This is a genomic window from Arthrobacter sp. PAMC25564 (assembly GCF_004798705.1).
Classification (GTDB): Bacteria; Actinomycetota; Actinomycetes; order Actinomycetales; family Micrococcaceae; genus Arthrobacter.
Map to the genome: position 1 here is coordinate 2211153 of NZ_CP039290.1, position 14423 is coordinate 2225575.

The following is a 14423-nucleotide window of genomic DNA, read 5'->3' on the forward strand; positions in this document are numbered from 1 at the left end:
GTGAGGCAGCGGCGGCCAGGGGTCGGCATGACTGGCTTTGCCAGCCTTCCCCCGGTCGCGGCCGCCGAACCTGCCCGTGACGAACTCCAGGTGCTGCAGGAAATCCACGCGCTCCTCGCCGGGCGGCGCTTCGCGCTGTTGACCGGGGCAGGCCTGAGCACCGACTCAGGCATCCCGGACTACCGCGGGCCGGGTGCCGCACCGCGGGCACCGATGACATACCAGGAGTTCATCGCCCGGCCGGAAAACCGGCAACGCTATTGGGCGCGCAACCACATCGGCTGGTCGCATCTGCGCCGCGCCGATCCGAACGGCGGGCACGCCGCCGTGGCCCGGCTGGAACGCCGCGGGCTGCTCACCGGGCTCATCACGCAGAACGTGGACCGGCTCCACGAGGACGCGGGCAGCATCAATGTTGTGGACCTGCATGGCCGCTTCGACCAGGTCGTCTGCCTGGCCTGCCACCGCCGGTACAGCCGGGCGCTGCTGGCAGGTGTGCTGGAAGAACTCAACCCGGGATTCCTGGAACGGGCACTTGCGGCCGGCACAGTCGAGATGGCGCCGGACGCGGATGCCGCCGTGGAGGATTCCGGCCTGATCGAAAGCTTCGTTGTGGCCCACTGTCCTGCCTGCGGGGGCATCCTGAAGCCGGACTTTGTCTACTTCGGCGAGAACGTGCCCAAGGACCGGGTGGAGCGCTCCTACGCCATGGTGGATGAGGCGGCTGCACTCCTGGTCGCAGGTTCCTCGCTGACGGTGATGAGCGGCCTGCGTTTTGTCCGCCACGCGGCAAAGCAGGGAAAGGCCGTTGTCATCATTAACCGGGGGCAGACCCGCGGGGACGAGCTGGCCACCATCAAGCTCGACGCCGGTGTCAGCGGCGCGCTGGCCTGGCTTGCGGCGGAACTGCCTCCGCTCTGACCCCGATTGGCGCTCCGCCCGGTGCATCCGGTACAGTAACTGTTCGTTGGTTGAAGCGCTGAGGCGCCGAAACAGCGGATTGGGTCTTTAGCTCAGCTGGTAGAGCGCCACGTTTACACCGTGGATGTCATCGGTTCGATCCCGGTAGGACCCACCAAGGAAAACCCCGTCAGTGCCGCCCAAGGGCCGCACGGCGGGGTTTTTTTGCGTGCGGACGAGGATTGCCGGACGGCCGCCGTGTTGTCGGCCGGGCTTCGGGGCCACGCCGCGGATATTGTCGGAGCCCGGCCCTACCGTGGCTGGCATGGAACACGTGATGGTGAAATCGGGCCCGGATGGCAGGCCCCGCGCGGTGGTGCGCGGCCGCCGCGAATGGATTGTCGGCGCGGAGCCGGTCCGCTGGTTCGAGCGGGTGAGCTGGTGGGAGGCCGAGCGGCGGATGCCCAAGGGACTGGGCCGCGTCGACGTCGAGGTCTGGCAGATCCAGGCCAGGCTGGGCCACAATCCGGGTTCGGCCCTGACCACGATGGAAATCATCCATGACGGACTGGGCGGCGGCTGGCGCCTTCGGGAGGCCACGGCGGACGCGGCATAATCCGGGCCCCGCGGGCCGCCCATGCCGGGGCATTGGAAAAGCCTTCCACCGCGACTATTGGGGGATGCCGCGGTGGAAGGCTTGTTACGAATATACCGTGAATATTAGGAAATGTGAAATAACGAACCTGACCCCACAGGCCCCGCAACCACCCGCCAGGGAGTCAACGAACCGGACGGCCACACACCTCGGAGTTGCCTTCATCAAGGCCCACAGGGGGTGCAACGGCACTGGCTTCCGGGTCCGCCGCCCTGGCCTGACACATTCCGGCACCGGCCCCGGCCGGGGACCTAGGATGTCTTCATGACCGCCACGAGTGCCCTCCGAATTGCCCGAGTCCGTCCCCTGTCACGGCTTTCGGATGCCGAACACTTTTTCGTCACAAATGACGCCCTGGACTTCGACAGTGAAGCAGGAAAGGCGTGGACGGTGACGGACACGCCGTTTCCCGGTTCCTTGGCCAATGCCGGGAGCGCACCGCGCACTGGTTGGGAAACCGGTGACACGGTTGAGGAGGGCTCGTTCCTTTTCCTGGCGCCAAGCGTCCCGGCCAACGTCCTGGGCATGGCGCACAACACCGGCCCGGCGGGCCGCAATCTCCCGCCCCAGGCCTTCCACAAGGCAGCGACCAGTGTGGTCGGTCCGGGAGACGCAATAGAACTGCGGCCAGGCGTGGGCCGCGTTGACCCGGAAGCGGAACTGACAATCGTCATCGGAAGCAAAGTCCGCGGACTGACGCTCGGCAACGCACGGACCGCAGTCCTGGGTTTCACCATCGGAAACGACGTCTCCGCCCGGGACCTGCAGAAATCCGACGAGTTGTGGATCAGCGCCAAAAGCCAGGATACGTTCACTCCGGCAGGGCCATGGATCGTCACGGAGCTGGATGGCGCCAACCTGGCGATCGGGATCAAGCACAACGGCACGGAGCTCAAGGCGGCCAGCTCCGCCGATCTCGGCTGGGGGGTGGAGGAAATCCTCGTCTACCTCACCTCCTTTATGACGCTGCACCCTGGCGATCTGGTGCTCACGGGCTTCCCCGCCGAGTGCGCGCGCATAGTTCCCGGCGACACCGTTACCTGCCACATTGAAGGCATCGGCGAGCTTACGAATCCGGTGGTGGCCGCAGCTTGACTGTATTCGCCAGCATCGCGTGACAGGCCTGACCGATGGGATGACCTGCCGCGACCGGGTTTTCTCAACGGGTGAGCTGCTCGTGAGCCTGCCTGGACTCCGTCGCCGACGTTTCACCGGATCAGGAAAGTGCCTTGGGCGGAGTGCCGCACCAGGGTGGGATTTCCGGGGCCAGACATTATGATGGTTAGTGTTCAGCTGATTGAACAGCATTCGAATGGCTCCGGCGACATGCGCGCGATACCTGAAGGAGAATCATGGCCGATTCCCGAGTTTCCCGAACCTCTGACGTGCCGGGGAGCGCCTCACCCGCACCGGCGGTCACCCGCGCCGCGGCGGTGCTGGAGGCCCTGGCCGCCTCTGCCACCGGAAGGCTCACCCTCAGCGACCTCGCCAGGGAGTTGGGAATCCCGAAGTCTTCCACCTCCAACCTTCTGCTTGCACTCGAGGAAGCCCGGCTCGTCAACCGGCAGGGCGCCGAGTTTACGCTCGGGCGCAAGCTCGTTGAGCTCGGTGCAGCGTATCTCAGCCGCCTGGACGAGGTGCAGGAGTTCTACAGGTTTTGTGAGCAGGCGCCAACGCTGTCCCGCGAAACTGTCCGGATAGCTATGCTGGACGGCGCCAATGTCATTTACCTCGCCCGCTATGAGGGCCACCCCGCCGTGCGCCTGACGTCGAATATCGGCGACAAGATGCCGGTTTCGCTCTGTGCCGTGGGCAAGGCGCTCATCGCCCGGCTCCACGACCATGACATCGACGCCATGTTCGCCGACGACTCCCCATTGCCCGTCCTGACTCCGAAGTCGCTGCGGACCGGGGCCGAGCTCAAGGCCCAACTCGCCGTCATCCGGCAGCAGGGCTACGCCTTCGAGGATGAGGAATCGACCACGGGGGTCGTATGCCTGGCCGTCTCGGTCCCGACGCGCGGTGCGCACGGACCCAGCTTGGGCCTGTCGGTCACTGCGCTGAAGGCCACCTACTCGGAAGAACAGGGCGCAATGATGGTGAAAGAACTGAAGGAACTCGCCCGGTCGCTGGGCAATCCCATGGGGTAGAGCCGGCCCCGTCCCGCCGATTGAGCGACTGAAACTTAAATCTGATTATGCATTGGCTAACTGATCACTATGTTGTACGCTGTTCAACATAGTGATCGGCGCCTCAGGTGTTGTTCCTATCCCACCAGGCCAACGGGGGTCTGGAGTGTTCTTGAGGGAGTGCTTGTGACAACTCGTACTAATACACCGCTGGCTGAAGCCGACGACGCCGTCGTCGATCCGGACCAGCTGCGAAGGGCAACTCTTGCCAGCTCGGTGGGCTCCGCTCTGGAGTACTACGACTTCTACATCTATGGCCTGGCTTCGGCCCTGATCTTCGGCCCGCTGTTCTTCAAGCCGCTCGGCGACAACGGAGCCCTGATCGCATCGTTTGCCACGTACGGGGTGGGTTTCGCGGCCCGGCCTTTCGGCGGAATGATCTTCGGCGTCATCGGCGACAGGTTCGGCCGCAAAATGGTCCTCATCCTCACTATCGGCCTGATGGGTACCGCAAGCTTCGCCATAGGTCTGCTGCCGACGTTCGAACAGGCCGGCATGCTGGGCGCCGTTCTCCTGGTGACCCTGCGCATCCTCCAGGGCCTGGGCGCCGGCGCTGAGCAGGCGGGCGCCACCACGTTGATTTCCGAAGTTGCACCGCGCCGCCGTCGTGGCTTCTTCGCCTCGCTGCCCTTCGTCGGAATCCAGCTGGGCACCCTGCTCGGTGCCGGAACGTTTGCCCTGATTGCCATGGCAGACAAGGCCGTCCTTGAAGGCTGGCTGTGGCGGGTACCGTTCCTGGCGAGTGTGATCCTGATTGCGGTGGCCATTTTCATCCGGCTGCGGCTGAAGGAAACGCCCGTCTTCCAGGAGCTGGAGAAGCACAAGAGTGTGGTCAAGAACCCCATCGGCCAACTTTGGAAGCACTCCAAGAAGAACGTGCTGATCGGCATTGGCCTGCGGATGGGCGAGAACGGGAATTCCTCGATCTATTCGGCCCTGCTCATCGCCTTCCTGGCAGCCAAGGACGGGGTCTTCCCCGGCGACAAGTTCATCGGCCCGGTGGGCCTGCTCATCGCCGCCGGCTTCGCCGCCGTTATGGTGGTGACTTTCGGTGCATTGTCGGACAGGTTCGGCCGGGTGCCCGTCTACCGCTACGGCGCCCTCTTCCAGGCCCTCATCGCGCTGCCGGCGTTCTATCTGGTGACGCTGGGCAATGTCACGCTCGTCTGGACAGTCATGGTGGTGGGCATTGCCCTTGGCGTTCAGTCGATGCTCGGCCCGCAGTGCCCGCTCCTGCCCGAACTCTTCGGCTCGCAGTACCGGTTCACCGGCGTGGCCATGAGTCGTGAACTCTCTGCCGTCATGGCGGGCGGACTTGTTCCGCTGGTGGGCGCTGCGCTCCTGGCCGCCACGAACTACTCCTGGCTGGTGCTCGCCGTCTATTCGCTGGTCCTTGCACTCATCTCGTTTGTCACCACGTTCTTCACCCCCGAGACGGTGGGACGCGACCTCCTCCTCACGGAGGACGCGAGCTAGGCGCTCCTGGCTCCCCAGGCCGCCGTCTGTGAGACCCCAGGCCGTGGCCCCTTCCAGACAGGAAGGGGCCACGGCCGTTTTGCGACGCGGGCATTGCCTGGCGACGCGGGCATCCGCGAGTCGCCGTACCAGAAACGCGTCGTCGGACGGGGCGGGTATCGGCGGGGCGGCCCGTGACCAACGCAAACAGGCGGCCCCTCCGTTTCCGGAGGGGCCGCCTGTTTGGAATAGTGGAATAGCCTTCGGGACTCAGTAGAAGTGCACCGTGTCGACGAGATGGGGGAGTTCGCCGCCGCCGAGGAAGGTGCGCAGGTTGGAGCAGAAGCGCTCGGAGATCAGGCGGTTTTCTGCAGCACTGAGGGCGGACGTGTGCGGGGAAACCATAACCTTCGGGTGGTTCCACAGCGGGCTGTCCTGGGGGAGCGGCTCCACGGCAAACACATCGAGGCACGCATACGAGACCTGGCCGTTCCCGAGCGCCTCCAGCAGGGCTTCCTCGTCCACAACGGTGCCGCGGCCCACGTTCACAAAGACAGTTCCGGGCTTCATGGCCGCGAAAACTTCGCGGTTGAAGAGCCTCTCGGTGTACGGCGTGCCGGGAAGGGTGTTGACGACGGCTTCCGCCGTGGCCAGCAGGCCGACGAGGCCGTCGTTGTCCGCGACTTCCTCGATGCCGTCGATGGGTTCCACGGTCCTCTTGGTGCCGCTGACCGTCATGCCCAGCGCGCGGGCGATCCGTGCAGTCTCAAGCCCGATCTCGCCCAGCCCCGTGATGACCAGTCGCGAGCCGTTGACGAGGCGGGTCGGAGTGCGCAGTTCAGGCCACACCCTGGCCGCCTGGTCCACGGCGAGCTCGGCGCTGCGCTTGAAGCCATTCAGGATACCAAGCGCCGCGAATTCCGCGAGCGGCAGGGCGTGCACGCCGGCCGAGGTTGTCACCTTGAACTTTGACAGTTCTTCCGTGTCCAGGCCGGAGGCCTTGACGGCTCCTCCGGCGCCGGCGGCCATGGCGTGGACCCACTGCAGATGTGGGTTCTCCCGCGCAATCCGCGCGAGGCCGGCGGGGCTTTCGTTGGGGAACCCGTACAGGACCTGAGCCTTATTGAGCATGCCCCAGTAACGCTCTTCCTGCTCAGGCGTCCGGCGGAAGTCCGGATCTCCCGAGTGGTCTGCCGGAAAGCGTTCCGGCGGCAACAGCTCTGGCTCGTAGAGGACGGTAACGGAAGGATCTACTGCGCGGATGCGCTCCACAAGCTCTGCTTCGAGCGGGACGGCGATCGCGACGGTGGTTTTAGACGTCATAGTGTTCATCATACTGAATGGAGGATAGGATATTGAACAGATTTTGAAGATTAACCGCTGAATCAACCACAAAGAAGTGAGGCAACATGGATACGGACCGGAAGGAAGCCGGTTTTGTGGGCCTGGGGTTTATGGGCTCGCCAATGGCAGCGAACCTCCTCAAGGCAGGATGGGCCGTCACCGCCTGGAACCGCTCACCGGCTGCACTTGACGGGCTCGAAGCCCTCGGCGGCGCACGGGTGGCCGAGGTGGAAGGTCTGCGCGACAAGCCGGTCATCATCTTCATGCTGCCCGATCTTTCCTACATCGAAGCCTCGGCCGCGGGACTCCTGGCCAGCTGGTCCGCGAAGCCGCCGGCCGCCGGGACCGCCGTCGTCGTCATGAGCAGCGTCTCGCCGGCCGCGGTGAAGGATTTCGGGGCGCGGGTGACCCGGGCGAGCGGCGGAAACGCCGTCGTCGTCGATGCTCCCGTGAGCGGCGGCACCAAAGGTGCCGTGGAAGGGACCCTGGCCATCATGGCTGGGGCAAACGAAGAGGACTTCCAGCGGCTCCTGCCGCTTTTCAGCGCGATGGGCAGCACTGTGCGGCTCTTGGGGCCGCTGGGCTCGGGATCCCTCGCCAAGGCCTGCAACCAGCTCATCGTGGGAACCACGACGGCGGCACTCGCCGAAGCCGCGGAACTCGCCGAACGCTCGGGCATGGACGTCGCGGCCCTCTATGAGGTGCTCGCGGGCGGCCTGGCCGGCAGCAGGGTCCTGGACATCGTGGGGCCCCGGCTCGCCGCCAAGGACTACAAGCCCACAGGGCCGGCCAAATTCATGCACAAGGACCTGTCCTTTGTGCTCGAAAGCGCCGCCGCCGTAAACGCCGCCGTACCGATGGCGGACGCCGGCGTCGAACTCTATGCGGCACTGTTGCGCCAGGGACTGGGGGACCGGGACCTCGCCGTCGTTCGGCAAACAATCTCCAATCTCAGCGGCATCGCCAGATGCAACAAAACAGCCAAGACCAATTGAGGAACAACGAACCATGAGTGCACTTTTTGACCTGACAGGCCGGACCGCGCTGGTCACCGGCTCCAGCCGCGGGATCGGCAATGCCCTGGCACGGGCCCTGGCTGACGCCGGCGCCACGGTGGTGCTCAACGGCATCAACCCCGAACGGCTCAAGGCCGCAGAAGCCGCTATGGCCGCGGACTACCCGCCCGGCCGGGTTCACAGCTGCGCCTTCGACGTAACGCGCGACTCCGAGGCGGCCCGCGGCGTGGCCTGGGTGGAAGAAAACGTGGGACCGCTCGAAATCCTGGTGAACAACGCCGGCATCCAGCACCGTGTGCCCATGCTGGAGCTGGATGTCGCCGACTGGGAACGGGTGATTTCCACGGACCTGACCAGCGCATTCCTCGTGGGGCGTGAGGCCGCGCGGCACATGATCCCGCGCGGCCGCGGCAAAATCATCAACATCTGCTCCGTCCAGACGGACCTCGCCCGGCCCACGATCGCCCCCTACATAGCGGCGAAGGGCGGACTCCGGAACCTGACCCGGGCCATGACGGCGGAGTGGGCCGGATCCGGCCTGCAGATCAACGGCATCGCGCCCGGCTACATCCACACCGAAATGACGCAGAACCTCGTGGACGATGAGGAATTCAACTCCTGGATCCTGGGCCGGACCCCGGCACACCGCTGGGGGACCGTGCAGGACCTGGCCGGCCCGGCTGTGTGGCTGGCGTCTGACGGTTCGAATTTCGTGAACGGCCAGACGATCTTCATCGACGGCGGAATGACGGTGGTGGTCTGATGGGCGGCGTGAACGAACTTCCGGCCACGGCGGCCGCGGTGGTGGCCCATGCCGCGGGCGATCTCCGGATCGAGGACATCCCTGTCTCCGTACCGGCGCCCGATGAAGCTGTCGTCGAAGTCGCCTTCGGCGGCATCTGCGGCTCGGACCTCCACTATTGGATGCACGGTGCTGCGGGTGAATCAGTCCTCAAGGCGCCCATGATCCTGGGCCACGAAATCGTGGGAACCGTGCTCCGGGCGGCCGAGGATGGCACAGGGCCCGCGGCCGGCACGGCTGTCGCCGTGCATCCCGCCACGCCGCGTCCGGGCGCCGCCCGGTACCCCGAAGACCGTCCGAACCTTTCCCCGGGCTGCACCTACCTGGGCAGTGCCGCACGTTTCCCGCACACAGACGGGGCCTTCAGCCGGTACGCCACCCTTCCTGCCCGGATGCTCCGTCCGTTGCCCGCAGGCCTGGAGCTAAGGACCGCCGCCCTGGTGGAACCGGCCAGCGTGGCCTGGCACGCCGTCTCGCGTGCCGGCGACGTGGTCGGAAAGACGGCCCTGGTGATCGGCAGCGGCCCCATCGGAGCCTTGGCCGTGGCTGTCCTCAAACGCGCCGGTGCGCAGCGGATCGTGGCCGTGGACATGCACGCCAGGCCGCTGGAAACAGCCCGCGCCGTGGGCGCGGACGAGGTCCTCAAGGGCGACGACGCCGAGGCCATCGCGGCGGTGGAAGCGGACGTTGTCATCGAGTCCTCGGGCAGCCATCACGGCCTGGCCTCGGCGATCAAGGGTGCCGTCCGCGGCGGCAAGGTCGTGATGGTGGGGCTCCTGCCCTCCGGCCCGCAGCCCGTCCCAATCTCCTTGGCGATCACCCGCGAGCTGGAGCTGCTGGGCTCCTTCCGCTTCAATGACGAAATTGATGAGGTGATTGGCGCACTCGCGGACGGATCACTGTTCGTGGACCCGGTGGTCACCCACACCTTCACGCTGGACGATGGACTGGAGGCTTTCGAAGTTGCCAAAAACTCAGCTGTTTCCGGAAAGGTGCTCCTGGACTTCAGGCCGGCCCCGGAGGAGTGAGCCCCGCCGCCAGGATGTAGGGTCAGCGGCGCTGCACCGGGACGAACACCCTGGGCTGGCCCTTCCACGTCGGCTCCAGCTCCGAAATGGAACCGCGCATGATCTGGTTCGAGACCTCCCGGGCCTTGACGGCGTTTCCGGCGGCAATCGCTTCCGCCAGGTCCACGTGCCACTGCAGTGCAGCCGTCCGGGGGTGGTCCGGCATCAGGCCGTGGACGGTGCGTCCGGTCAGGGTTTCGGCAACCTGGCCCACCATGTTGGCGAACATCTCATTGCCGGAGCCGGTCAGCAGCAGGGAATGGAAGAGGATGTCCAGCTCCAGGAACCGTGCCACGTCACCGGCCTGGCCGGCGTCGCGCATGGCGTGGGAAACCTCCACCAGCTCACGCCGGAGTTCTTCGGGGGCGTTGACGGCCGCCAGCTCAGCCGCCACGGGTTCGACGGCGGTGCGCAGCTCGGCGAGGGAGCGCAGTTGCGCACCGCGGCCTTCGCCGGACAGGCGCCAGCGGATCACCTGGGGATCGAAGGGGTTCCAGCGGTTCGCCGGCAGGACACGGATGCCGACGCGCTTGATGGTTTCGACAAGGCCCAGGGACTGCAGGACGCGGACGGCCTCCCGGACCACGGAGCGGGAGACCTTCAGCTCGGCTTCGAGCTGCTCGGCCAGCATGACGTGGCCGGTGGGCAGGTCGCCCGCGACGATGCGGGTTCCGAGGTTCTCAACGGCACGATGGTGGAGGCTGGTTGACATAGTCGTAAGCATAGTGCTGTGCACGGGGACACAGCGGCCATTCCAGCCCCGGACCGGCAGGGAGGGCGCCCGGAAACATAGACTGGTCCGGACGGCGCGTATTCCGGAACGTGGGCGCTACTTTCCCGTAGCCGGCGGAATACATATGGTTTATTGACAGCCACTGATCCCAAGAACCGTGTCCCGCAGCAACCGCGGGACGAACTGCACTCGTTGCACAGAATGAATTGGAGTTTTGATGTCAGCACATATCGGTGTCACCGGCCTTGCGGTGATGGGGGCCAACCTTGCCCGTAACCTGGCCCGGAACGGCTTCACCGTTGCCCTGCACAACCGGTCCGTGGAGAAGACGGACGCGCTCCTGCAAAAGCACGGTGCGGACGGCGACTTCATCCGCACGGAGACGCTCCAGGAACTCGTTGATTCGCTGGAAAAGCCCCGCCGCGTCCTGATCATGGTCAAGGCCGGCAAGCCGGTGGACTCCGTGATCGAGCAGCTCGAACCGCTGCTGGAGGCCGGCGACATCATCATTGACGCGGGCAACTCCCACTATGAGGACACCCGCCGCCGCGAAGCCGCCCTCGCGAAGAAGGACCTGCACTTCGTCGGGATCGGCGTCTCCGGCGGCGAGGAGGGCGCCCTGAACGGGCCCTCCATCATGCCCGGCGGCTCGAGGGAGTCCTACGACGCGCTGGGCCCGCTGCTGGAAAAGATCGCCGCCCATGTGGACGGCAAGCCGTGCTGCGCCTGGATCGGCACCGACGGCGCCGGCCACTTCGTGAAGATGGTCCACAACGGGATCGAATACGCGGACATGCAGGTCATCGGGGAAGCCTTCGACCTGCTGCGCTCCGGTGCCGGGATCGAACCGGCCGAACAGGCCAGGATCTTCACGGAGTGGAACAAGGGCGATCTGGCCTCCTTCCTGATCGAGATCTCCGCGGAGGTCCTGGGCCACGTCGACGCCAGGACCGGCAGGCCGTTCGTGGACGTCGTGGTGGATGCGGCCGGCCAGAAGGGCACCGGCCGCTGGACGGTCATCTCCGCGCTCGAGCTCGGCTCCCCGGTCTCGGGCATCGCCGAATCCGTCTTCGCCCGGGCCCTGTCCTCCCAGGCCGAGCAGCGCGCCCTGGCCCAGGACCTGCTCGCCGGCGGGGAGGCCGCCGTCGAGGTCCCGGAAGGCTTCGTCGAGGACGTCCGCCAGGCACTGTACGCGTCCAAGCTGGTCTCCTACGCGCAGGGCCTGGACATGCTGGGCTCCGCGGCCAAGGAATACGGCTGGGACCTGAAGCTGGACGAGATCGCCTCGCTGTGGCGTGGCGGCTGCATCATCCGCGCCGAACTGCTCAAGGAGATCACCAAGGCCTACGCCGCGGACCAGAAACCGGCGAACCTGCTCTTCGCCCCGGCCTTCACCAAGGCCATCGCCGAGGTCCTCCCGGCCTGGCGCCGGGTCGTCTCCACGGCGGTCCAGCTCGGCATCCCGGTGCCGGTGTTCTCCTCCTCGCTGGCCTACTACGACGGCCTGCGCCGCAAGCGCCTGCCGGCCGCCGTCATCCAGGGCCAGCGCGACCTCTTCGGCGCCCACACCTACGGCCGCGTCGACGCCGAGGGCACCTTCCACACCCTCTGGGGCGAGGACAAGTCCGAAATCGAGGCCGTCGACACACACTAGGCTCAAGCGGGCCTGAAAACCCGGGGCTGACGCCAGGGGGCGGGAGGCCACCGCAGCCACCGTGAACGGCCGGCGCTTTCCGGATACTCTGGGGGCGCCGGCCGTTCGTGTTCCGTAGCAGATGCGCCGGGCGAGCAGCATCCGAGCAGCCCCCAGAGTTCAGGAGTCCGGAAGTGCCCCAGCCAGTAGCGTTTGTCACCGGTGCGTCGACCGGTATCGGTTTTGAAACGGCGAAGAAGCTCGCGGCGCACGGTTTCACCGTGTACGCCGGGGCCCGCCGGGTGGAGAAGATGGAGCCGCTGAAGGCCCACGGTGTGACGGTCCTGTCGCTGGATGTGACGGACGAGGAGTCCATGAGCGCCGCCGTCGGCGAAGTGCTCGCCGCGCACGGCCGGATCGACGTCCTCGTCAACAACGCCGGTTACGGGTCCTACGGTTCGCTGGAGGAGGTGGACCTCGCCGAAGGCCGGCGCCAGTTCGACGTCAACATCTTCGGCCTGGCCCGGATGACGCAGCTGGTGCTCCCCGCGATGCGGGCCGCGGGCCGGGGGAGGATCATCAATGTGTCCTCCATCGGCGGGAAGATGTACGAGCCGCTGGGCGCCTGGTACCACGCCACCAAGTTCGCCGTGGAAGGCCTGAGTGACTCCCTGCGGATAGAGCTCAAGCCGCACGGCATCGACGTCGCGATCATTGAACCGGCGGGTACCCAGACGGAATGGGGCGCGATCTCCGGCGAGAGCCTGCTGGCCACGTCCGGCCACGGCCCCTACATGGATCAGGCGAAGATCGTGGCGGCGGCGCTGGCGTCCACCGACGGTTCCGCGATGTCCACCCATCCGGACGTGATTGCGGACGCGATCGTGCACGCCGCGACGTCCCCGCGCCCGAAGACCCGCTATCCGGTGGGCAAGGGGGCGCGGGCCATCCTGCTGCTGCGCCGCCTGCTGCCGGACCGGGTGTTCGATGTCGTGATCTGGAACATTTACAAGCGGTTCCCGGCCTAGCATCCCCCGGCGGGGCCGTGGGGGCTAGATGCGGTATTCGATCAGGTATTCGGCCGGGTCGACGGCGGGTTTGGTCTCGCGCTGCGCGTCCCGGTGGCGCCAGGTGGCCGGCACGCCGGTAAGGATCGATTCGGCCGGGGCGTCCTTGACCACGACGGCGTTGGCGCCCACGGCGCTGTCCCGGCCGATGGTGATGGGGCCCAGGATCTTGGCCCCGGCGCCGATCACTACGCGGTCCTCGATGGTGGGGTGCCGCTTGACCTTCGCCAGGGATCGCCCGCCGAGGGTGACGCCGTGATAGATCATGACGTCCTCGCCGATTTCGGCCGTCTCGCCGATGACCACGCCCATGCCATGGTCGATGAAGAAACGCCGGCCGATCGTCGCACCGGGGTGGATCTCGATCCCGGTAAGGAACCGGGCGAGCTGGGAAATCAGCCGCGCCGGGAACCGCAGGGCAGGGTTCTGCCACAGCCTGTGCGTCAGGCGGTGGAACCAGATCGCATGCAGGCCGGAGTAGGCAAAGAAGTTCTCAAAAGAACCCCGAGCCGCCGGGTCATGCGACCGGGCGGCATCGAGGTCTTCTTTAAGTCTTGCGAAAAAGCTCACAAAGACCTTTCTACAGGAATCGTGGGACAGCGGGCTGGACTCAGCCGCGGATATCGTCGTACAGCACGGTGGAGATGTAGCGCTCACCGAAGTCGCAGACAACAGCAACAATGAGTTTACCGGCGTTCTCCGGGCGCTTGGCCAGTTCAAGGGCCGCCCAGACGATCGCGCCGGAGGAAATGCCGCCCAGGATGCCTTCCTTGACGCCGAGGTCACGGGCGACGCGGACAGAATCTTCCAGGGTGGCGTCCAGGACCTCGTCGTAGACGTTGGTGTCCAGGATTTCCGGGATGAAGTTGGCGCCGAGGCCCTGGATCTTGTGCGGGCCGGCGGGGCCGCCGCTGAGGAGGGCGGAGTCCTTCGGCTCTACGGCCACGATCTGCACGCCGGGCTTGCGCTCCTTGAGGACCTGTCCGACGCCGGTCACGGTTCCGCCGGTGCCGACGCCGGCCACGAAGATGTCCACCTTGCCGTCGGTATCGGTCCAGATTTCCTCCGCGGTCGTCCTGCGGTGGACCTCGGGGTTGGCTTCGTTGGCGAACTGCTGGGCCCAGATCGAGTTCTCCGTGCTGGCGACGATCGCCTGGGCCTTCTCGACGGCGCCGCGCATGCCCTCGGAACCCGGGGTCAGCACGATTTCGGCACCGTAGGCACGGAGCATGACACGGCGTTCCGTGGACATGGTTTCCGGCATGGTCAGGATGACTTTGTAACCGCGTGCCGCCCCGACCATGGCAAGGGCGATGCCGGTGTTGCCGGAGGTGCCTTCGACGATGGTTCCGCCGGGCTTGAGGGCACCGGACTTCTCGGCAGCATCAACAATGGCGACGCCGATGCGGTCCTTGACGCTGTTGGCCGGGTTGTAGAACTCCAGCTTGACGGCCACCGTAGCGTCGAGCCCCTCGGTGAGCCGGTTGAGCCGAACCAGCGGAGTGCCGCCAACCAGCTGGGTAACATCGTCATAGATCCGTGCCATGTGGATATGTGCCTAT

Annotated in this window: 14 protein-coding genes and 1 tRNA gene; 11 read left to right on the top strand and 4 right to left on the bottom strand. The window is 66.2% G+C overall.

Features of this window, described 5'->3' with window-relative positions; genetic code table 11:
• The 6 genes from E5206_RS10255 (at window position 1) to E5206_RS10280 (ending at window position 5220) form a co-directional block, all read left to right on the top strand.
• Window positions 1-921: an NAD-dependent protein deacetylase gene (locus tag E5206_RS10255; RefSeq protein WP_136322393.1), complete on the top strand. Its 921-nt coding sequence runs from the start codon at window positions 1-3 to the stop codon at window positions 919-921.
• Window positions 922-1002: 81 nt separating this feature from the next.
• A tRNA-Val gene (locus E5206_RS10260) sits at window positions 1003-1078 on the top strand.
• Window positions 1079-1225: 147 nt separating this feature from the next.
• Window positions 1226-1516, top strand: coding sequence for a hypothetical protein (locus E5206_RS10265; protein WP_168709313.1), 291 nt, complete (start codon window positions 1226-1228; stop codon window positions 1514-1516).
• Between the two features lie 303 nt (window positions 1517-1819).
• Window positions 1820-2650 carry a fumarylacetoacetate hydrolase family protein gene (locus E5206_RS10270; protein ID WP_136322394.1) on the top strand — a complete coding sequence of 277 codons (831 nt, stop codon included), beginning with the start codon at window positions 1820-1822 and terminating at the stop codon, window positions 2648-2650.
• 257 nt (window positions 2651-2907) lie between these two features.
• The gene (locus E5206_RS10275) at window positions 2908-3705 is read left to right on the top strand and encodes an IclR family transcriptional regulator (protein ID WP_136322395.1); all 798 of its coding nucleotides are present in this window, start codon (window positions 2908-2910) and stop codon (window positions 3703-3705) included.
• A gap of 165 nt (window positions 3706-3870) precedes the next feature.
• Entirely contained in the window at window positions 3871-5220 is a 1350-nt protein-coding gene (locus E5206_RS10280) for an MFS transporter (RefSeq protein ID WP_136322396.1), read from the top strand.
• 249 nt (window positions 5221-5469) lie between these two features.
• On the opposite strand, the gene E5206_RS10285 is transcribed toward E5206_RS10280, so the two are convergent.
• Window positions 5470-6534, bottom strand: coding sequence for a D-2-hydroxyacid dehydrogenase (locus tag E5206_RS10285; protein WP_136322397.1), 1065 nt, complete (start codon window positions 6532-6534; stop codon window positions 5470-5472).
• Window positions 6535-6608: 74 nt separating this feature from the next.
• Here E5206_RS10285 and E5206_RS10290 point away from each other — a divergent pair, with 74 nt between their 5' ends.
• From E5206_RS10290 to E5206_RS10300, 3 genes are read left to right on the top strand one after another with little or no spacing between them, the layout of a single operon-like run.
• Entirely contained in the window at window positions 6609-7538 is a 930-nt protein-coding gene (locus tag E5206_RS10290; protein ID WP_136322398.1) for an NAD(P)-dependent oxidoreductase, read from the top strand.
• A 13-nt stretch (window positions 7539-7551) separates the two neighbouring features.
• Entirely contained in the window at window positions 7552-8322 is a 771-nt protein-coding gene (locus E5206_RS10295) for an SDR family oxidoreductase (RefSeq protein ID WP_136322399.1), read from the top strand.
• Entirely contained in the window at window positions 8322-9389 is a 1068-nt protein-coding gene (locus E5206_RS10300; RefSeq protein WP_136322400.1) for an L-idonate 5-dehydrogenase, read from the top strand. The genes E5206_RS10295 and E5206_RS10300 overlap by 1 nt, the downstream gene beginning before the upstream one ends.
• Before the next feature lie 22 nt (window positions 9390-9411).
• Here the strand turns inward: E5206_RS10300 and E5206_RS10305 are convergent, their stop codons facing one another.
• Window positions 9412-10140, bottom strand: coding sequence for an FCD domain-containing protein (locus tag E5206_RS10305; RefSeq protein WP_136322401.1), 729 nt, complete (start codon window positions 10138-10140; stop codon window positions 9412-9414).
• A gap of 238 nt (window positions 10141-10378) precedes the next feature.
• Between E5206_RS10305 and gndA the strand changes: the two genes are divergently transcribed.
• Both gndA and E5206_RS10315 read left to right on the top strand, forming a co-directional pair.
• Window positions 10379-11815 (top strand): NADP-dependent phosphogluconate dehydrogenase, encoded by a 1437-nt coding sequence (gndA, locus tag E5206_RS10310; RefSeq protein WP_136322402.1) that lies wholly within the window; start codon window positions 10379-10381, stop codon window positions 11813-11815.
• 173 nt (window positions 11816-11988) lie between these two features.
• A complete protein-coding gene (locus tag E5206_RS10315; protein ID WP_136322403.1) occupies window positions 11989-12822 on the top strand; it encodes an oxidoreductase in 834 nt (277 codons plus the stop codon).
• Between the two features lie 24 nt (window positions 12823-12846).
• Here E5206_RS10315 and epsC read toward each other — a convergent pair whose 3' ends face one another.
• Complete coding sequence (epsC, locus tag E5206_RS10320; protein WP_136322404.1) at window positions 12847-13431, bottom strand: serine O-acetyltransferase EpsC; 585 nt, start codon at window positions 13429-13431, stop codon at window positions 12847-12849.
• Window positions 13432-13471: 40 nt separating this feature from the next.
• Window positions 13472-14407, bottom strand: coding sequence for a cysteine synthase A (gene cysK, locus E5206_RS10325; protein ID WP_136322405.1), 936 nt, complete (start codon window positions 14405-14407; stop codon window positions 13472-13474).
• Window positions 14408-14423 lie beyond the last annotated feature (16 nt).

Bases quoted from the DNA above. Each gene is read 5' to 3' on its own strand.
- E5206_RS10265 (WP_168709313.1), top strand. From the start codon at position 1,226: ATGGAACACGTGATGGTGAAATCGGGCCCGGATGGCAGGCCCCGCGCG.
- E5206_RS10270 (WP_136322394.1), top strand. From the start codon at position 1,820: ATGACCGCCACGAGTGCCCTCCGAATTGCCCGAGTCCGTCCCCTGTCA.
- E5206_RS10275 (WP_136322395.1), top strand. From the start codon at position 2,908: ATGGCCGATTCCCGAGTTTCCCGAACCTCTGACGTGCCGGGGAGCGCC.
- E5206_RS10285 (WP_136322397.1), bottom strand. From the start codon at position 6,534: ATGATGAACACTATGACGTCTAAAACCACCGTCGCGATCGCCGTCCCG.
- E5206_RS10290 (WP_136322398.1), top strand. From the start codon at position 6,609: ATGGATACGGACCGGAAGGAAGCCGGTTTTGTGGGCCTGGGGTTTATG.
- E5206_RS10295 (WP_136322399.1), top strand. From the start codon at position 7,552: ATGAGTGCACTTTTTGACCTGACAGGCCGGACCGCGCTGGTCACCGGC.
- E5206_RS10300 (WP_136322400.1), top strand. From the start codon at position 8,322: ATGGGCGGCGTGAACGAACTTCCGGCCACGGCGGCCGCGGTGGTGGCC.
- E5206_RS10305 (WP_136322401.1), bottom strand. From the start codon at position 10,140: ATGTCAACCAGCCTCCACCATCGTGCCGTTGAGAACCTCGGAACCCGC.
- gndA (WP_136322402.1), top strand. From the start codon at position 10,379: ATGTCAGCACATATCGGTGTCACCGGCCTTGCGGTGATGGGGGCCAAC.
- cysK (WP_136322405.1), bottom strand. From the start codon at position 14,407: ATGGCACGGATCTATGACGATGTTACCCAGCTGGTTGGCGGCACTCCG.